Origin of the sequence: Virgibacillus sp. JSM 102003 (genome assembly GCF_041949995.1) — a bacterium.
GTDB lineage: Bacteria > Bacillota > Bacilli > Bacillales > Amphibacillaceae > Lentibacillus.
In genome coordinates this window covers 1-19,447 of sequence record NZ_JBHFQH010000019.1, presented here as the reverse complement: position 1 = coordinate 19,447, position 19,447 = coordinate 1, and the positions used below count along the sequence as shown (strand labels likewise).

General features: G+C 37.9%; 22 protein-coding genes. 11 read left to right on the top strand and 11 right to left on the bottom strand.

From position 1 onward, the window contains the following. Entirely contained in the window at nt 1–1,248 is a 1,248-nt protein-coding gene (locus ACE1TG_RS17525) for a hypothetical protein (protein WP_375053740.1), read from the top strand. Nucleotides 1,249–1,270: 22 nt separating this feature from the next. After that, nucleotides 1,271–1,573: a metal-sulfur cluster assembly factor gene (locus ACE1TG_RS17520; protein WP_375053699.1), complete on the top strand. Its 303-nt coding sequence runs from the start codon at nt 1,271–1,273 to the stop codon at nt 1,571–1,573. 47 nt (nt 1,574–1,620) lie between these two features. Here the strand turns inward: ACE1TG_RS17520 and moaD are convergent, their stop codons facing one another. The 5 genes from moaD to ACE1TG_RS17495 form a co-directional block, all read right to left on the bottom strand. After that, nucleotides 1,621–1,854 carry a molybdopterin converting factor subunit 1 gene (moaD, locus tag ACE1TG_RS17515; RefSeq protein ID WP_375053698.1) on the bottom strand — a complete coding sequence of 78 codons (234 nt, stop codon included), beginning with the start codon at nt 1,852–1,854 and terminating at the stop codon, nt 1,621–1,623. Beyond that, nucleotides 1,847–2,314, bottom strand: coding sequence for a molybdenum cofactor biosynthesis protein MoaE (locus ACE1TG_RS17510; protein ID WP_375053739.1), 468 nt, complete (start codon nt 2,312–2,314; stop codon nt 1,847–1,849). The genes moaD and ACE1TG_RS17510 overlap by 8 nt, the downstream gene beginning before the upstream one ends. Next, on the bottom strand, nt 2,314–2,811 hold the full coding sequence (gene mobB / locus ACE1TG_RS17505) for a molybdopterin-guanine dinucleotide biosynthesis protein B (protein WP_375053697.1): 498 nt from the start codon (nt 2,809–2,811) through the stop codon (nt 2,314–2,316). The genes ACE1TG_RS17510 and mobB overlap by 1 nt, the downstream gene beginning before the upstream one ends. A gap of 202 nt (nt 2,812–3,013) precedes the next feature. Next, nucleotides 3,014–3,325, bottom strand: coding sequence for a metal-sulfur cluster assembly factor (locus tag ACE1TG_RS17500; protein WP_092493660.1), 312 nt, complete (start codon nt 3,323–3,325; stop codon nt 3,014–3,016). Nucleotides 3,326–3,399: 74 nt separating this feature from the next. Continuing rightward, complete coding sequence (locus tag ACE1TG_RS17495; protein WP_375053696.1) at nt 3,400–4,161, bottom strand: alpha/beta fold hydrolase; 762 nt, start codon at nt 4,159–4,161, stop codon at nt 3,400–3,402. 142 nt (nt 4,162–4,303) lie between these two features. Between ACE1TG_RS17495 and ACE1TG_RS17490 the strand changes: the two genes are divergently transcribed. The 4 genes from ACE1TG_RS17490 to ACE1TG_RS17475 all read left to right on the top strand — a co-directional run bounded on the left by ACE1TG_RS17490 (nt 4,304) and on the right by ACE1TG_RS17475 (nt 6,131). Continuing rightward, complete coding sequence (locus tag ACE1TG_RS17490) at nt 4,304–5,152, top strand: Cof-type HAD-IIB family hydrolase (protein ID WP_375053695.1); 849 nt, start codon at nt 4,304–4,306, stop codon at nt 5,150–5,152. A gap of 140 nt (nt 5,153–5,292) precedes the next feature. Beyond that, a complete protein-coding gene (locus tag ACE1TG_RS17485) occupies nt 5,293–5,442 on the top strand; it encodes a hypothetical protein (protein WP_175476774.1) in 150 nt (49 codons plus the stop codon). Then, the gene (locus ACE1TG_RS17480) at nt 5,443–5,640 is read left to right on the top strand and encodes a DUF3813 family protein (RefSeq protein WP_375053694.1); all 198 of its coding nucleotides are present in this window, start codon (nt 5,443–5,445) and stop codon (nt 5,638–5,640) included. It abuts the gene before it with no gap. A gap of 227 nt (nt 5,641–5,867) precedes the next feature. Continuing rightward, a complete protein-coding gene (locus tag ACE1TG_RS17475) occupies nt 5,868–6,131 on the top strand; it encodes a NifU N-terminal domain-containing protein (RefSeq protein ID WP_375053693.1) in 264 nt (87 codons plus the stop codon). 190 nt (nt 6,132–6,321) lie between these two features. Here the strand turns inward: ACE1TG_RS17475 and ACE1TG_RS17470 are convergent, their stop codons facing one another. Continuing rightward, entirely contained in the window at nt 6,322–6,783 is a 462-nt protein-coding gene (locus ACE1TG_RS17470) for a hypothetical protein (RefSeq protein ID WP_375053692.1), read from the bottom strand. A 28-nt stretch (nt 6,784–6,811) separates the two neighbouring features. After that, nucleotides 6,812–7,657: a YitT family protein gene (locus tag ACE1TG_RS17465; RefSeq protein ID WP_375053738.1), complete on the bottom strand. Its 846-nt coding sequence runs from the start codon at nt 7,655–7,657 to the stop codon at nt 6,812–6,814. Between the two features lie 137 nt (nt 7,658–7,794). On the opposite strand from ACE1TG_RS17465, the gene ACE1TG_RS17460 reads away from it, so the two are divergent. From ACE1TG_RS17460 to ACE1TG_RS17445, 4 genes are all read left to right on the top strand, one after another. After that, nucleotides 7,795–8,655, top strand: coding sequence for a DegV family protein (locus tag ACE1TG_RS17460; RefSeq protein ID WP_375053691.1), 861 nt, complete (start codon nt 7,795–7,797; stop codon nt 8,653–8,655). Nucleotides 8,656–8,799: 144 nt separating this feature from the next. Further along, nucleotides 8,800–11,031 (top strand): beta-propeller domain-containing protein, encoded by a 2,232-nt coding sequence (locus ACE1TG_RS17455; RefSeq protein ID WP_375053690.1) that lies wholly within the window; start codon nt 8,800–8,802, stop codon nt 11,029–11,031. A 724-nt stretch (nt 11,032–11,755) separates the two neighbouring features. Beyond that, complete coding sequence (gene yppF, locus ACE1TG_RS17450) at nt 11,756–11,947, top strand: YppF family protein (protein WP_375053689.1); 192 nt, start codon at nt 11,756–11,758, stop codon at nt 11,945–11,947. Nucleotides 11,948–12,122: 175 nt separating this feature from the next. Further along, nucleotides 12,123–12,989: an SDR family oxidoreductase gene (locus tag ACE1TG_RS17445; protein WP_375053688.1), complete on the top strand. Its 867-nt coding sequence runs from the start codon at nt 12,123–12,125 to the stop codon at nt 12,987–12,989. Nucleotides 12,990–13,316: 327 nt separating this feature from the next. Here ACE1TG_RS17445 and ACE1TG_RS17440 read toward each other — a convergent pair whose 3' ends face one another. The 4 genes from ACE1TG_RS17440 to ACE1TG_RS17425 form a co-directional block, all read right to left on the bottom strand. Further along, nucleotides 13,317–14,816, bottom strand: a complete 1,500-nt coding sequence (locus ACE1TG_RS17440; protein ID WP_375053687.1) for an alpha-amylase family glycosyl hydrolase — start codon at nt 14,814–14,816, stop codon at nt 13,317–13,319. A 146-nt stretch (nt 14,817–14,962) separates the two neighbouring features. After that, a complete protein-coding gene (locus ACE1TG_RS17435) occupies nt 14,963–15,967 on the bottom strand; it encodes an NAD(P)/FAD-dependent oxidoreductase (RefSeq protein WP_375053686.1) in 1,005 nt (334 codons plus the stop codon). 18 nt (nt 15,968–15,985) lie between these two features. After that, a complete protein-coding gene (locus tag ACE1TG_RS17430) occupies nt 15,986–17,002 on the bottom strand; it encodes a FecCD family ABC transporter permease (RefSeq protein ID WP_375053685.1) in 1,017 nt (338 codons plus the stop codon). Continuing rightward, entirely contained in the window at nt 17,002–18,018 is a 1,017-nt protein-coding gene (locus tag ACE1TG_RS17425; RefSeq protein ID WP_375053684.1) for a FecCD family ABC transporter permease, read from the bottom strand. Before ACE1TG_RS17425 ends, ACE1TG_RS17430 begins: the two co-directional genes overlap by 1 nt. Nucleotides 18,019–18,169: 151 nt before the next feature. Here ACE1TG_RS17425 and ACE1TG_RS17420 point away from each other — a divergent pair, with 151 nt between their 5' ends. Next, nucleotides 18,170–19,135, top strand: coding sequence for an iron-hydroxamate ABC transporter substrate-binding protein (locus tag ACE1TG_RS17420; RefSeq protein WP_375053683.1), 966 nt, complete (start codon nt 18,170–18,172; stop codon nt 19,133–19,135). The last annotated feature ends 312 nt before the right edge of the window (nt 19,136–19,447 follow it).

Genomic DNA, 19,447 nt, shown 5'->3' with positions numbered 1-19,447 from the left:
ATGATGCCTGGCGGTAGCCTGAATTCAGACACAAATATAAAATTACCTCTAGCCTTTATCATATATGCACTAGCGGCACTCGTTATTTCACAAACTATTTTATTTTTGAATAACGATGTACTGGCAACGGGACAATTCAGGATCCCAGACATTTGGATGGGAGCACACTTTTTGCTTTTAGGATATGCGGTAATGATTGCGATGGGAGCGATGTATCAGCTCGTTCCTGTTGCATTCTTAACACCAATCTGGAATCAGACCTTTGGCTTTGTACAGTTTCTGATAACTGCAATTGGTGTAACAACATTTGCTGTATTACTTGGACTCATGCCTGAATACGCATTATACGGTGGGATAGTAGCCATCATAGGAATTATTATGTTTATCATTCAAATGGCTAAAACGATTTTTAAACAAAAGAAAAAGAACACTATGACACTATTTGTGATTGGTGCGATTACAAGCTTTTTCCTAACAATCGTTGCGGGCTTTTTACTAGCCTGGAATATTACGGTTGGTGGTATCGCGAGTCATGGGACAATTTTATCGTCCCATATTGTCCTTGGAGTTTCTGGATGGTTCACATTATTGATTTTTGGATTTTCCTATAAGCTTGTTCCAATGTTCAGTTTGTCACACGGTTTTTTGATGAAATGGGCAAAACCCGCATTCATCACATATATTGCAGGCCTAATAATTTTAATAAGTTCATTTTGGATGGAAAATACGCTAGTCCAATCAATCGGCTGGTTTTTTCTTTTAGCAGGTTTTTTCTTTTTTGTTCTTGATATAAAAGAAATCTTAGCAAAACGGCTGAAGAAAAAGTTAGATAAGCCATTTTCATTTTCTGTATTAGCTATTTTCAATGGACTGGGTGTTCATATGCTTGCCTTCATGTTCAGTGTTAGTGGTATTCGTGAATCTGCTGTGTGGGGATGGCTGATATTTTTATATGTTATGAGCTGGATCATTTTTAGCATCCTCGGCTATCTGTATAAAATCGTCCCTTTTCTGTGGTGGACACATAAATACGCAGATAAAATTGGCAAGGAAAAGGTACCTACACTGAAAGAAATGATTAATGAAAAGCACGCCGTCATTCTATTCACATTATTTGTGATCAGTGTTGTTGGCCTTACCGGAAGTGGCTTACTGTATATCGGATTTTTAGTATTTGTTTTTCAGGGGCTGCTTACAGTTACGTCCCTGCTATACGCTTTATCAATTATTCAAGTTCTTATTAAGTAAAATCAGAAAGGAGACTTTCTTTATGTCATTGGATAAAAAAGTTGGAGCTGCCTTATTTGAAGTAATTGATCCGGAGCTTGGCGTAAATATCATGGACCTTGGACTTATTTATGGAATCGAGGTTGGTTTTGATGACAACATTAGAATTGTAATGACACTGACAACTCCCGGATGTCCAATGCATGACAGTATAAAATCAGGTGTCCTGCACCGTGTCAGTCAGGTTGAAGGTGTTGGTAAAATAGAAATAGATCTTGTATGGGAACCAGCATGGTCACCCGTAAAAATGAGTGATCGTGCTAAAGAAATGCTTGGAATGGGTTGAAAATGTATCGAACGGCTGCATAGACTGAGCCGAACGATACTTTTTTACTATCCGCCACTTACCGGCGGGATAAATGCGACAACATCACCCTTATTCACAATGGTATTTTTACTGGCGTACTCTTCATTAATCGCTACCATCGCATTGTCCAGCGTATCCAATTTATACGTTGATAATAGATTATTTTTCAACTCTGTCACGGTAATTCCATCCACTTCAACAGACACTTTTTCGCTGCCAACAGTATCCTGTAGCTCAGCAAAAAATAACACATCAATCATTTCGCAATTCCTCCTCGGAAGGTATATATGTTGTTTGTTCCTTCTGATCACCTACCCATTTTGTACCATCTTCCCAATGCTCTTTTTTCCAAATAGGAACAATTTCTTTGATTCGTTCAATTGCATACCTGCTTGCTTCAAAAGAATCATTACGATGCGGTGTCGAAACGGCAATAACTACTGCTATATCTGATATATCTAAGTGGCCAATCCTGTGAACAATTGATGTTTCTGCATTATTCCATTTATCATTAATTTCTTCACCAATTTGTGCTAATTTCTTTTCTGCCATTGCCTGATATGCCTGATACTCCAGGTATAATGTCCTTTTTCCTTTGGTAAACTCACGAACTGTACCAATAAACGTATTAACTGCTCCTGCTTCGGCACGGACCACTTTCTCTATACAATCACTAACTTGAATCGGTTTATCGGTGATCCAAAAATTGTTATCCAAAATTAACACCTTCTTACATAATCAGCTAGTTGTTCTATGTTTGAATTAAGATTATTTAAATTAAACGTTTGGAACTTACTATTTTTCATTAAATTTTCATCCCATGTACCTATTGCAATTATATTGGATAAGTCACTTAAGAGCGAAAAATCCTGCTCATTTTTTACCAGTACAACCTTTGGGTAAGATGCATTTTTATAACCTTCCACTAAAAGTAAATCAATCGGAAAATTGCTAAAAAGCTGAACTAGCTTATCAAGCTCCACCTTAACATTGAATGTCAATTGGGTTATATTTTCACCCTGTACACCACTGACCAGTGAACCGGCTTCAATATGCGTCGTACTATCGGTATCCTCCACTACGTCTGGTTCACCACCGTGCCCATGATGTTTTAGTGTACCAACTTTCATATCGCTTGAAGAAAAGTAACGAATCAGATTATTCATTACCGTCGTCTTCCCTGAATTTTTATAACCAACTATCTGACAAATTTGCATACTTTTACCTCATTTTATAAAAAAAAACGTGTGTTTTGTTGTTTTTATCTTCGCAGTTGATATTTCCGGAGCGAAGTTGTAGCATATCAGTAACTATCCACATTCCCATCACATTCTTTAGCTTTATAGCAGTTATAAACCTCGATTCATTTATATAAAAAAAGGCCGATTCATTTCATATGAACCAACCTCGTATTTAAAATCAATCTGGAACTCCAAGTGCAATCTTTGCATAACGTGACATTTTATCTTTGCCCCATGGTGGATTCCATACGATATTAACATTAATTTCTTTAACCTCAGGTATATCTGATAGTGCATGTTTTACATCTTGTTCAATATGTGCAGCCAATGGACAACCCATAGCTGTTAATGTCATCGTAACATCACAGATGCCTTCCTCATTTAAATCAACGTCATATATTAGCCCAAGATTAACAATATCAATGCCTAGCTCAGGGTCAATTACATTCTCAAGTGCGCCCATCATATTTTCCTTCAGAGCTTCGTCCATAACCAATACCCTCCTTCATTATACTACCTTTATTTAAACATATTTTCAGTAATTTTTAAATGATATAACTCACACTAGAGATGTTTTTCAAACCATTTTACAGTTTCAAGTATCGCAAAGCGACTTACTTTATGACCAGCGTTTGTCTCTTTAAGAAATTGTATATTCTCCTGGTTGGAATAATACTGTTTTGCGTCCTCAAAAAATGTATATGAATGATCAAATGGCACAACAGAATCATTTTCTCCATGCCAAAACAACAATGGCCGCTCCTGAAGTTTCTCTACATGATTTGATAAATCTAGATGCTGCAACTGTTCATAGAGCTGATCAATCATTTCGTCAGTTACTGGTAAATCACCCATTTTTTTAAAGCTGTTTACTAGCGTTTTTGCATAGGTTGTTATTTTGGGTGACCCCATTAATACGCCAGCAGCTTTAACCCATGGAAATTGTGTCAAGGCAGCCGCAGTTGTAATTCCGCCCATACTTGTGCCGGCAATACCAAATCGATTATCCAAGATTAAGTTTTTTTCATCTAATGCATCCTTGATAAAACTTAATTCCTTTACATTTTGCATGACGATATCCCAAAAGGAGATTTGCTTTTTAATTGTGGAAATTTCTGCCTCGCGCTCCCCATGATACATGCTGTCAGGAAGAATAACGCGGTATCCTTTTTCTGCTTGCAGGTAAGCCAAAGGAAGATTATGCTCTTTAGCACTGGTAAATCCGTGGAAATATGTAAGTGTTGGTAATGGTTCCTTTTCCTTTGCTGAATCAACGATAACTAAACATGGTATGGATTTGATTTCTTTGTGAAATATCCCAATCATTATCAGGGCCCTCTCCTATAATAATATTTTATATATTGAACATCATATTATTAAATTTGTGTAAATTGCAAGCAACAAGCAATATTATCCTTTACATATTCGAAAATGACTTATAAACTAAATTAATATGAGGTGAAAACTTATGGAAAATAAACGGCACTTAATCGCTTTAGATTTAGATGGGACACTTTTGACCGATGATAAAGAAATTAGTATCCGTAATCTAGAAACGCTTCAACAAGCAAAGAATGATGGGCATATTGTCGTTATAGCAACCGGCAGACCACACCGTGCAAGTATTGATTACTACCATGCGCTCGGTATGGACACACCAATGGTTAATTTCAATGGTGCATTGATCCACCATCCAACAGATCACAAGTGGGATGCATTGCATAGTCCAATGCCAATCAGAACGGCGCATAAAATTATTGATGCATGCCATAATTTAAACGTTAATAACGTTTTAGCCGAAGTTATGGACACTGTCTATCTTGATCAATACGATGAAAAAATTATCGACATTTTTCAAACAACACAACAGGATCCACCTTTTACAATTGGCAGTATTAAAAATGAGCTGAAAGAAGATCCAACATCCTTACTAATTCACCCAAAAGAAGAACATATTCATGAATTAAGAAGTCATTTGGATGATTATCACGCCGAACTTATCGAGCACCGAAAATGGGGTGCCCCATGGAACATAATTGAAATTGTCCGAAAAGGTATGAATAAGGCAGTAGGACTTCAAAAAATTGCACATTATTATCATATCCCCAAAGACCAAATTATAGCTTTTGGTGATGAAGACAATGATTTGGAAATGATTGACTATGCCGGTGTTGGTGTCGCAATGGGAAATGCAATAGATGAATTAAAATCCATTGCAAATCATGTAACCAAAACTAACGAACAAGATGGCATTGGTGTTTTTCTTGAGGATTATTTAAAACTTCAATTACAGGATCCCTCTAAAAATTTCCTTTAATATAAAACAAATAATGAACCATACTAGTAGTGAGCGCATCATAGCGTTCACTACTTTTTTCTTAGTTGACTTCCAGTACAGATTAACACCATTCACAGTTTGCTGGTGAATGTAACTGTTTTTCTAAGGAGGAATCACCGATGGGAAAACGTAACAAATCAAGGCGATTCAGTCAACACAGTGCTGATTCTGTTAAAAAACATGATGAGCGATTTCCTTATCGATCCCGATTCAGCGATGTTGAACGGAAGCGTGAGGAAGCGGACAGCCACACAGTAGGAGGGTTTTAGATGGAAAACAATTTATTTCAACAAGCTAAAACTGCCGTTAACCGTATAACGAATGCTCAAGGAGGAGCAGCAAACCAAAAGGATAAACAGGCTGCACAAAACGCCATACAGTCAGCCAAAGCCGAAAGTTCTCCTGAAGAGCAACAGCAACTACAGCAACTTGAGCAGAAATTACGTCAACACAATCAATTAAGCTAACCTCCATTAAGAAAGTCGACGACGCCCGATTAGCGAAATCGGAGTCAATAATGCATCAAATATGTGCGTTACTGATTTTCAAATCATTTTTCTGATGATAAGGGATTATAACGTGCAAACCTAAACATCCTTACCATTAAAAAGTGGTAAGGATGTTTTCCTTTTTTCCAAATTGGATTTCTGCTAAAATATAAACATGTAGGTACTATCTAGGGAGGTAATTATCAATGGGAGTAAGAGCTGAAGCTACGCCAAATCCAAATGCGCTAAAATTTACAACGGACAAACTTATATTTCAAGGCGACGGCAGTATTTCTGTAATGCCTGGAGATACAAGCGAGCATGAAATTTTAAATGATATGATGCAGCTTGAAGGTGTCGATAATGTTTTTGGATATCAGAACTTCATTACGATTAATAAAAAGTTCGACACAGAATGGGATCAACTGGAATCAAAGGTTAAGGAAGTATTTGAAAAACACGGCTATTAAAGTTACATAGGCGACATGTTAGAAAATTCGTTAAAGGGATTCTTATGAAGGCGTATTTTGCTTTCTTAGAGCCCCTTACACACTGGAGTGCAAGCCTTTGGGCGTCTAAGTTGCACTTATGCAGTAAGAAAGCGAAAACAGAGGTACAAATCACAATCTGATTTGTACCTCTGTTTTGTTAATGCTGATATCACAGATTTCTTAAATCGACAGGAAGGTAATTTTTATTTACCATTGTTCCATCCTGTTTTTTATCATATAACGTAATAACTGGCATTACTTGTGCATCTCTTACCTTTTGGGTAAGTTCTAGTTCCAACTGAAAACTTCCCCATCCCTGATCATTTTTTTCAAGGTCAACAGAAGTTTCCTTTACAATCTTCGAATCCCCCTGCTCAAATTTATAAAAAAATGTATCGTCTTTCGCTTTTGCTTCACCCGAAACCTGAATAGTACCTCCCTCGATTTTCATACCAACATTTCTGAATTGAACCGCTGCACTATCATTCGTTTTTTCACTCTTATCACCGTTTGATTTGGTGTTTGATTCTTCTCCACTATTCTCACTTGCTGATTCGGAATTTGCTCCATCTTCACTGCTGCAAGCCACCAAAATTAGTGCACAGAATAGCATGATGATTAATTTTTTCATTTAATATTACCCCTTAAATATTCTCGTTTTAGTTGTCACGTCTGAAGAAGCCAAATATTCCTGTTGTCTGAACGATATTCGTAAATGCATTTGGATCTACTTCACCAATTATCCGTTCCAAATCATATAACTCATACCGTGTTATTACAAGGTACATCATGTTCTTGTCTTCTTTCGTGTACGCCCCTTTAGCCGGAATTATCGTAATTCCACGTACCATTGTATCATGAATCGCCTTTTGCAGTTCATCAGCTTTATGTGTAATAATCATTGCTGTCAACTTCTCATGACGGGTATGGATTGCATCAATCACACGGGTTGTGACATAAAGCGTTAACAAGGTATACAGTGCGTTTTCAGGTTCATAAAGGAAACCAGCCATCGCAATAATTATTCCGTTTAAAATCAGAAAGTAAGTCCCAATTGGCCTGTCTTTCATGCGGGATAAAACCATTGCTACAATATCCATACCACCTGTTGAAGCACCAAGCTTCAATGTGATTCCAACACCAGTCCCAGCTATAACTCCACCAAAAACAGCATTAAGTATAATATCTTCTGAAAAAGTCACTATAGGCAAGAGCTCTAGGAATAGTGTAGTAAAAACAACAGAAATAACACTATAAACAGTAAAACCTTTACCGACCTTATACCAGCCTAAAATGGCAACTGGAATATTTAATATGAATAATAAAATACCTGTACTTATGCCGATTCCCAGGAAATCATTAAATACACTGGAAATAAGCTGTGCAGCACCTGTAAAGCCACTTGCATAAACATTTGCTCCAATTAAGAAGAAGTTTAGTGACATCGCATTCAGCATGGCACCGAATATAACAATAATAATTCGTCTTGCTTCAAATAAAAACATAGCTACCTCCCTGCTGCTATCAGCCTCGATTAATTTTATCATTATTTTTACATTTCATACAAATATACTTTGACTATCTTTCCATATAGCTTTAAACTTAAATAAATACAAGTACTAATAAGAATGGGGTGATTAAAATGAGTATTAAAATTTTGGCAGACTCAGCATGTGATCTCTCAAAAAATCATTATAACGATTATAATATCGAAATGGTACCATTAACGGTCCACTTAGACGAGAAAGAGTATGCAGATGGTAAAGAAATAAAGCCAAAAGCAATCTATGATGCAATGCGAGAAGGAAAGAGTCCCAAGACATCTCAAGTTTCTCCACAAACCTTTAAAACTATTTTCACATCGTACGCTGAATCAAACCAAACGTTAATTTACCCAGCTTTATCTTCAGAATTATCCGGTACATATCAGACAGCAAAGATGATGGAACAGGAAGTTAAGGAATCATATCCTGATGCATCCATTCATGTTATTGATACGAACTGTGTATCAATTGGACTTGGGTTGATTATCCTTCGTGCTGCCGAGCTTGCTAAAGATGGTGCAAGTATTGATAAGATCATCGATACCATTACATACCATTCGAAACATATGGAACACATTTTTACTGTTGATGATCTGGAATACCTTTATCGTGGTGGGCGTGTAAGTAAGACAGCAGCATTTGTTGGTACGCTCCTAAAAATCAAACCGATTCTCCATGTCGAAGATGGAAAGCTAATTCCTCTTGAAAAAATAAGAGGATCCAAAAAGTTATTGAACCGGATGCTAGACATTATGGATGAACGCGGAACTGACTTTAAAAACCAAACGATTGGCATAAGTCATGGCGACGACTTGGAAACAGCCGAAAAATATGCAGAGATGTTTAAAGAAAAATTTGGCGCACGCGATATTGTAATCGAAATGGTTGGTTCAGCTATTGGATCTCACGCAGGACCAGGAACAATCGCAATCTTCTTCTTAAATAATGAATATAAGTAATTATAAATACTGATCCAAAAAGTGGGTCGGTATTTTTTTATCACTAAATATAAAACTTTTTCATTTTTCTGTAATACATTTGTAACATTATTCCCCTTCTGTCGTCTAACAAATTAAAGACGCAAAAAATTTTGAGGTGACTAAATGATGAAGAAAAAAATCTGGTGGATAGCTGGTTCAAGTCTGATTGTTATTATTGCAGTAGCTTTTGTTTTCTTTTCCAACACAATAACAGCTAATATTCCTTCCAAATCGAGCTATGCACCTACTTTTAAGGACTGGACCGTTCATTTTACTGAAAAAATGAATCCCGATACGTTTACAAGCGAAACCGTAACAGTCATGAACAACAACAATGAACAAGTAGACGTTTCATTTAAATGGAATGAAGATAATACAGTGTTGACACTAGAAGCACCAAAGGATGGGTATAACATTGACCATACGTACATGATAACCGTTTCGGAGGATGTTGAAACAATTTCAGGCAGCAAATTGGACAATACATTTACGCATTCTTTCACAGCTGTAGCAGAAGTACCAAACATAAAAGATAATGAACAACTCGTAACATTACTTACTGAACGTATGGAACAGCGGAAAGAAATGACTGTACAGCGCAATGATAGTTCAACAGAGGAAAGTTCCAGTGGAGATGCAGCAATGGATACAGCAAGTAGTGGCGAAAAAGCCTCTACAACAAATGTTCAAGTTGATGGTATTGATGAAGGTGACATTATCAAAACAGATGGTGAGTTTGTGTATTTCGCCAGAGAATCTGACGTTGTGATAACCAGCGCTAATAAAGATAACAGTAGCGTATTAAGTACGATTTCTCAAGAAAATTTTCGTCCATCTGAACTTTATTTACACAAAGATAAACTGATTATGATAGGCCATAAATCAAAACCAATCCGGGAAACGCATTCGGCCAAGTCTGGCAGCATGGAAAGCCTTCCCATCCATAGCATGCAAACTTCTGTGTTCATTTACGATGTTTCTGATAAAGGCAATCCAAAGCAGCTTCGTGAAGTATCATTCGAAGGTTCCCTTACAGCTTCCCGGTTAATGGATGGACATATGTACTTAATTGCAAATCAGCATCCTCCCTACCGTATTCTTGAAGAAGATGCTGCAGATACTGATATGCGGCCTTTCATCAAAGATACAGCCGTTAGTGATAAAGCTAAGCCATTGAGTTTTGATTCCATGTACTTTTTCCCTGAAAGTCAGGACGAGAATTTCCTGTTGTTAGGTTCAATTGATTTAGACAATATGGATAAAGAAATAACTATGGAATCCTATCTTGGAGCTTCCAATCAAATGTATATGTCCAAAAAACATATCTATATTGCAGTAAATAAATACAACTACCAGAAAAAAGATGCAGGAACTCGTAACAGTACAGCTGATATCGCTATTGCCAGACCACCAGCAAATACAGAAATCAATCAATTTAAAATCGATAGCGGGAAAATAACCTATAACGCCTCTACCATTGTTAACGGTACGCTGATTAATCAGTTTGCCATGGACGAACGTAATGAAACATTTCGTGTTGCAACAACAAAGGGATCTATGTGGAATGAAAAAGAACCTTCCACCAATAACCTGTATACGTTCGATTTACAGATGAACGCTATTGGAAAACTAGAAGGATTAGCCGAGGGCGAACGAATTTACAGCGTTCGTTTCATGGATGAAGTTGCGTATATGGTAACATTTAAACAAGTTGATCCGCTTTTTGTTATCGATCTAAAGAATCCCAAAAAACCAACCGTTCTTGGCAAATTGAAAATACCTGGATTCAGCAACTACTTGCATCCATTAGATGATAACCATGTGATTGGTTTTGGTCAAAACACCAAGTTAATTGATACAAAGGATGAAAGTGAGCCACGTGTCAGAATTAATGGACTGAAGATATCAGTATTTGATGTAAGTGACCCAACAACCCCTAAGGAAGAATATAGTGAAATTATTGGCCAGGGACACTCCTATACAGAGCTCAATCACAACCATAATGCATTATATAAGCACCCGAATAAGAACATTTTTGGATTCCCTGCAACACTTTTTGAGACGAAAACTGTTCATAAGGGGGATGCAACCTATGAAGAGCAATCACTGGTTTATGAAGGAGCCTTTTTATACAACATAACACCTGAAAATGGTATTAAGGTTAAAGATAGTATTACACATCAAGAGAACATGAAACAAATGCAACACCCAAAATGGGAATCTGAGGTTAAGCGGATGGTATCAGTCGGCGACACCTTGTACACATTCTCACTAGACCAAATGAAAGTCTATGATATGTCAGAAGAGAATGTAACACAGACAGTTACATTGCCAGAACTGAAAGAAAGGTATTAACACTGATATTGGGCCCCCTTTAATTTTTAGGGTGTCCTTTTTTTATTCCCTCCCTCCTGTCTTCAGCAATACCGCTTAAATTATCCTATTTTGTAGGTTGATGTAAATGTTGCGAACTAGTGAAAGTTTTTTGTCCTAAAGATGGTAGAGTGCTTATATTCGTTCCGGCAGAATACTTCGCTTTCCATGGGCACGACCTTAGCCTCCTCAGAAGCAAAGAACGCTTCTTCCGGGGTCTTCGGAACGTGCTGTTCCCATAGGAGTCTACGTATTCTGCCTCCACTAGTAAAGATTTCTTAATTAGGGGCTGAAGTGTTCCCAATGGCTAAGATGCAATGTGATTAATTTACAGGATAAAGTGAGCAAAACCCAGCTGAGGAAATACATGGAAGCTCCTGCGGGAAAAACAACAGCTGAAGATCCCGCAGGAAGCGGTTTTGGCTTCCGAGGAAGCTGAAGCGTTGCCCTAAGGTGTGCGGAATGTATTTCCGAAGCGATGTCATAGCACTCAGCAATTTTTACATGTTACTTCGCATTCTATATCAAATACGTACCGTTGATCCCATGTCAACTCAAGTAGTGTATCTTCAGGCTTTCTTACTCCTTCAAGGTTCATGCGTTCATTTTACGCTGCGAAAGTTGAATTAATTAGCATTCTTTAAAATCCTCTAGCATATATTTCTGATAGGACAACCTTAAGCGAAATATTTTATGGAGGGTTTATATGAGCATGAGTATATTCGAACTAATAACCATTTTTGAAACGGACCGAAATCAGCCACCTGAATCCATTAACGCCCTTTTGGATTTCTATCAGCAAAAATACATCCACAGTGAAATTGACATAAATGAGTATCGAAAAATTTATTATTATTTGCATAGACAAGGCGCTATCTCAGCACATGAGTACGCTTGAGTGAAACAATTAGTCCTCCAATAGAGGGCTTTTTTTTAGCAGTTAAGAAACCATAACTTCTTTCTTACTGCATAAGTGAAATTAAGGCTTGGCGATAAGCCGAGTTTTCTAATGATTTAAATTATTATTTCGGGGAATGGATAAAACATCAAGAAACATTCCAGGAGGAGATAAGATGGTTAAACAAAACGAAAAGAAAACACCACCACCCCAACACCAATCCAAGCAACCTGGCGTCGAGTCGAAAATGCGCCCTGAGCCGGAATATATAAGTAAGAACTATAAACCAAGCGACAAATTAAGAGGCAAAACTGCCATCGTTACTGGTGGTGACAGCGGAATTGGACGAGCAATCAGTATACATTATGCAAAAGAAGGCGCAGACGTTGCGATTGTCTATCTTGATGAACATGAAGACGCAAAAGAAACACAGCGATTAGTTGAACAGCAAGATCAAAAATGCTTGCTGATTAGTGGGGATATCGGCAACCAGCCATTTTGCGAAGCGGCAGTCACAGAAGTACTTGAGACGTTTAAAAAAATAGATATTCTTATAAACAATGCAGCTGAACAACATCCTCAAGATGCATTTTTGGACATCTCAAGTGTCCAGCTTGAACGAACGTTTCAAACGAATGTTTTCGGAACGTTTTATATGACGAAAGCAGCATTACAAAATATGCACCAGGGTAGCGTAGTTATCAATACCTCATCGATCACAGCCTACCAAGGTAGTGAAGATCTGATTGATTATTCAGCTACAAAAGGTGCTATTACTTCATTCACTCGCTCATTGTCACAATCATTGGTGGATAAAGGGATACGCGTAAATGCAGTGGCACCAGGGCCGATTTGGACTCCGCTAATTCCTTCTACTTTCACAGCAGAAAAAGTTGATACTTTTGGTGGAAATTCGCCGATGAAGCGACCTGGAGAGCCAAAGGAATTAGCACCAGCATATGTTTATCTCGCAAGTGATGATGCAAGCTATGTAACAGGACAAGTAATTCATATAAATGGCGGAATGATTGTAAACGGATAGAGGTAAGTGAATTTATGTTTTTAAGCAAAAGTCACAATGAATGAGGTTTTTCATAGGGCGTTCAACCGGCCATCATGCTGAATAAAACAGTACTTTTAGTGGATAAGCGGATACACAAGCCCTTATTTACATTTAACAGGGGTGATTCTGCCACATAAACACTCTGGTGTCCACTAAAGATTATTAGTGTTATTCCAATGAGCACTTTTCTTACTTATGGGTGCAATATACACTGCCACTCCATAATAAGAATTGAACCGTAAATACCTGTTAAAAATGACCATCAATTACTATACAAAATTGATGGTCATCCAAAAACTGATCTACCTACGCTTCAGCTTCTTCTCTTTTTTTCTGTTTTCTGGTTAATAGGATGACACCTAAGACGAATAGTAGAAAAATACCTATAACCGTTCCAATAAATGTCCAGTTTAGTCCTGTATCATTCTGTTCAATGTAAACCTCGGCGGTTTCACGGGCAAGGCCAATCTTGAATTCACCTTTTTCATTTTCCCTGACAAGATTATCACCAAGCAGCCCTTTCAACTGTATGTCGGAGTCAATTTCATCAGTGGATATAGCTTGTGACTCCGTATCATTATTAATTGCGATATAAACCGTTTCACCTTCATATGAGCGTTTCATCAGACTCATAGCACCACTTGAACCCAATAGATCGTAATCCCCTTTTTGGAGTGCAGGAAATTGTGAACGAAGAGCTGCTACCCTATTAATAAACTCTTTTAAATCTTCATTTCCACTGTTAAATTGGACCATCTGTTGGCTATCCGGAAATTTACCACCACTCATTGGAATTTCAGACCCTTGATAGATCATTGGAGTTCCTGGTGCAGTGTATAAGTAGGTTAAAGCTAATTTCCATGTCGTTAACGGGTTCCGGCCGTTTTTAAGCAGCTTTTGCGTAAAACGCTCTGTGTATTTATTATCCAAATAGGTTAGGTTTTCACTTTTGCCATTGTCTACCCAGGTATCATAAAGGTGGGATACAGGCTCTCCTGCGCTTGCAAAAGTTTCTGTCATGGGTTGATATAACGAATGATTCTCTACCATATCAATTTGCGTATTTTCTTTTAAATTGCCTGTATAATCCTTGGCGTTTAAAATATCTCCAAGCATATAGAAATTTGGGTTTCCCTCATTAATGTGAGCTGTCAATTCTTTTAAAAAGGGTTCATTTGTATAATCAGCTGCATGAAATTTATACCCATCAATATTTGCTTCTTCAATCCAGTAATCTGCAGCATCCATTAGGAACTCTTGTACTTCTGGATTCGATTGATCAAGTACGGCAGCTTGATCAAGCCATTGGTATGACTGAACATTATTATTTTCTTTCAGCCAGTCACTTTTACTTGGTTCCTTTGTCATGGAATGTGTCGATGAAACGTAGTTTGTTACAAATTCCATTACTACCTTCATGTCACGTTCATGGGCTTCTTTTACTAGTTTTTTCAAATCGTCCATTGTACCAAACTGGTCATCAACTTTATAAAAGTCTTCAATCCAATACCCATGATACCCACCAGGTGCATTTTCCATAATTGGGGACAATACAATCGTGGTATACCCTAATTCTTTTAAGGAACCAAGTTTATTAGTTACTCCTTGTAAATCTCCACCATGATAAGCAAGGGGATCATCCAAATTAATTTGTTCACCTGCTGCTGGATCACCGTTATTGAAGCGATCAACTAACAGATTATAAATAATTTCACTATGTATGGTTTCTTTTTCTGCTCCTTGTGCCGGGTTAGTCATTCCGAGCGAAAAAGATATTATTATAAGTGTTATTAGTAAGTGTTTCATCATTGAACTCCTTTTAGAAATCTGGCCAATTATTAATATAAAAGCAGCTGCCAGAAAATGATAATCGCTACCTCCCTATTATTAACCTTTTTCTAAAATAGTCAATGAATACTGTGATATTGTCGAAAATCCTTCATATTTAAAATTTATTCCGAAAAGTCATAGGTTGTAGAAAATAAGTGAGATAGTTCTTCCTCTGGGTGTATATGCAATTTTGCGCTGTTTACAGCTATTGGTCCTTCGTTAAATCCGCCGGCGATCAGTTGAAGTTTGTGTTGATAGTTGGCTATATCACCGACTGCGAACATACCAGGGATTGAAGTCGCCATTTCGCCATTTACTTTAATTGTACCGCCTTCCATATCCAATCCCCAGTCTGCAATAGGTCCAAGGTCTATTTCGAATCCATGATTTACGATCAATGCATCGATTTCAAGCTCCTCCACTTCGTTTGTTTGCAGGTTTTTAACGAGTGCGCTTGAAATTTGTCCCTCATCCCCTACTAAGCTATCCACGGAATAAGGGGTCTTAACATCTACCGATGAGTTCTTCATCTTTGTAATATTACTTTCAATTCCAGTAAAAGCTGTTTTGCGGTAAACCAACGTGACTTGATCTGCTACAGATTCCAATTCGTTTGCCCAATCTACTGCGGAATTACCTCCGCCAGACAGGAGCACACGCTTTCCGCGATAACTTTCCAGGCGCCTTATTGTATAATCCAGGCTCTTTTCTTCAAATTGATGTGCATTGGGCAATTTCAATTTTGTTGATTTAAGCGTTCCAAAGCCTGTTGCTACAATAATCGTTTTTGTATAGTGTTTAGCACCATTATCACTTGTAAGGATAAACGTACCATCATGACGTTTTTCTGCATGTAAGCATTGTTCTCCTAAAACAATAGTAGGATTAAACGTCATTGCCTGTTCAATCAATTGATCGGTCAGCTTTTCGCCGGTAATGTGCGCTATACCTCCAATGTCCCTGATTTCTTTTTCAGGATAAAAATAAGGAACTTTTCCACCTAAAAAAGGCAGGTATTCAATAATTTTTGTTTTCATCTCACGCATGCCGCTATAAAAGGCAGTGAACAGGCCTACAGGTCCTCCGCCAATAATGGTAACGTCATAGACTTCATGTTGTTCGGACATAAAAAAAGCCTCCCAGAATTACTTGGTTTTAACTAAAAGATATACAAAATAAGGTGTACTGAGGACAGCCACAACAACTCCAGCAGGTATTTCTGTTGGTGTTAACAAATTTTTGCCGATTGTATCTGAAACCATTAACAAAAGTGCACCAATTAACGTTGATATTGGAATAATGTATTGATGCAGCGGCCCAATTATCCTTCGTGCAATATGTGGTACGACAAGTCCCAGAAAGGCAATTGCACCACCAACAGCAACACTGGCTCCAGCTAAAGCAACCGCGATGATCAGCAGCAAACGTCTATCCCCTTCAACTTTAGACCCTAACCCGGCAGCCACATCATCACCCAGGTTTAAGACATTGAGTACGTTTGCCTTATGAAGTGCATATGGAACGAGTATAAGAATCCATGGCAAGAGAGCTAATACAAATGACCAATCAGCACTCCATATATCACCGGAAAGCCAAACGGTTGCCTGTCTGAAGTCCTGCGGGTTCATTTTCAGCTGAAAAATAATTAACGCTGCACTGAAACCTGCATTAACACCTATCCCCACAAGTACCAGCCGTATTGGATTAACACCATTTTTCCATGCTATTGTATATACCAAAAATGCCGCAAATAATGCTCCAACTAACGCAAATAGTGGCATTATAAAAATGGAAACCGTTGAATTTATTGAATCCTGTATAAAAAATATAAATAATACGACCGCGAGACCTGCTCCAGTATTAATTCCTAGAATACCAGGGTCAGCCAGATCATTTTGGGTGACTCCCTGCAGAATTACTCCAGATACCGCAAGTCCTGAGCCAATCAGTAGTGCTAAAATAATTCCTGGTAAGCGAAAGTCAAACAGCACAAGACCTTGTCTCTGGGTCCCTTGCCCAATTATCGTCTTTACTACATCTAATGGCGCTATATTAATAACACCAGTACTAAGGCTGATAAAGAACATAGTGATAATTAGTACAATTAATAACGCTATAATACCAATGAATCGACCTGTTTTCTTTTGATATGTCGGGTTCATTATTTGCCACCCCCACTACTGCCACGAGCTAGATATAAAAAGAATGGTACACCAATTAGTGATGTTATCGCACCAACCGGCGTCTCATATGGGGCATTTATCAGCCGTGAGACAATGTCGGATAAAACTAGCAGAAGTGCACCGAATAATGCCGATGAAGGGATAATCCAGCGATAATCCGTACCCATGATAAACCGGGACATATGAGGAATGATCAGACCCATAAAACCAATGGCTCCGGCAACAGCGACTGCTGCTCCGGTTAAAATCAGTACAGTCAGAATGCCTAATATTTTAATCACGATATTATTTTGTCCAAGTCCTACCGCAACATCTTCACCAAGATTAAGTACTGTAATTGATTTTGCTATCATAAAAGCAATAAATATTCCGATAGCACCAGATATCAGCAAAACCTGAATAGCGCTCCAATTTGTTCCCGCCAAACCTCCGGCAAGCCAAAAACCTAATTGCTTTTCGAGTTGAAAATGAAGTGCAATGATAGTTGAAACCGAACTTAGTAGTGTCCCAATTGCAACACCTGCTAACGCAAGTTTAACCGGGGTCAAGCCTCCCGTTGAAAAAGAACCGACCATAAAGACCAGCACAACTGCAACACCAGCACCAGCAAATGAAGCCATCGTTAAGCCAAGACCAGTGACACCTGGGATAAATGCCATTGTCAGAACAAGAGCAAATGCCGCTCCATTGGTGACCCCCATGATTGAAGGTGAAGCTAACGGATTACGGGTCATACCCTGCATAATAGCACCTGATACAGCTAAAAATGCACCAACAAGAGCTGCAGCAACAGCCCGCGGAAGCCGCAGTTCCTGAATGACCTGGTGGGATGTTAAATCTCTATCAAAGATAAAAATCGCTTGCCAAACCGTTGAAAGATTTATATCTATAGCCCCGTAGGCAACTGATAGTCCCATTGCAAGTAATAATGCTATTATGGTTAAAATATTAATTATTATTTTTAAAAATGACGAATGCTGAATAGTAGATAACATAATTTTCTCCTGCACGTACAAATTAATTCCTAATGTAAAAGTATAAGCCTTCAAACTTTCCACTGCAATGCAAAAATTTAATTGACATTACAATTGAAAATGATTATCATTACCACTAGGAACTTATTATAACATAAGAGGAGACTTACATATGTATAAAATAAAAAAATCCCGTTTTTTATTTATGTGTTTCACATTGGTCTTACTATTACTCGTTGCAGCATGTGGCGATGATAGTTCAGATTCCAGTTCAGATGCTGGCGATCAAAACAGCGGACAGAAATCCGAGGTAACGGTAGACAGTAAAATGGGTGAAGTTACACTCCCTACTGACGCCGAGCGGATTATTGCCCCCTATCATGAAGACGCATTACTTGCACTTGGCGTTACTCCTGTTGCTAAATGGGCAATCGGACAAAGCGTCCAGAATTACCTGGAATATGAACTGAAGGATCTTCCAAAAATCGAATGGAATCTTCCACTTGAACAGGTACTAAATCAAAAGCCTGATTTAATCATACTAGAACATGGTATCGACAGTTATAAAGGATCATATGAAGATTATCAGAAAATCGCCCCAACATATGTCATGAAAGAAGAAACTACAACAAGCTGGCGTAAGCAAATAGAGAAGTTTGGTAAAATTCTCGGCAAAGAAGATAAGGCCGATGAAGTCCTAAATCAATATAAAGAAAAGGTAGCAAAAGCAAAAGAAACATTAAGTGGTGCAATCGGCGACGAAACTGTTGCAGCGATTTGGGCAACAGGTAATCAGTTTTTTGTATTTGAAGAAAACCGCCATAGTGCAGAAGTACTTTATTCAGAAATAGGGATTAATTCACCGGAACTCGTTAAAAATCTTGGAGAAGCCGAAACACAGTGGAATCCACTTTCATTAGAGAAGCTCTCTGAATTAAAAGCAGATCATGTTTTCCTGCTTGCATCAAAAGGTGAACAAGGTATCGATACATTGAAAAACAGTGATGTCTGGCAAAGTACCCCAGCAGCTGAAAATGATAATGTATATATTTTGAATGATCCGAGTAACTGGACTAATAAAGGGTTAATCGCTTCTAAAAAAACAATCGATGATGTACTTGAAGCGTTAACGAAATAACTATTCTACCAATACAATCGAATCTCAGAAGCAAAAAGTGTCATAATTTATTAAATTAAATATGACACTTTTTTGCATTGGCGTTCGATTGTAGTTATGAACAGACACAATTATCTCCATAAGTTTTTGGAAAATTGACAGCTTGAGCCGGGATATTGTGAACTTGAGCCGATTATGTGACAGATTTAAAGTTAGTCTTTTTAATGGACACGTCAAAATGAGAATCGTGTATAATTTTAAAAAAGGACGTGTTTATTATGGGAGAATGGAAAGAACGGGAATTTAAAGAGCATATATGTAAATTAATTGTTG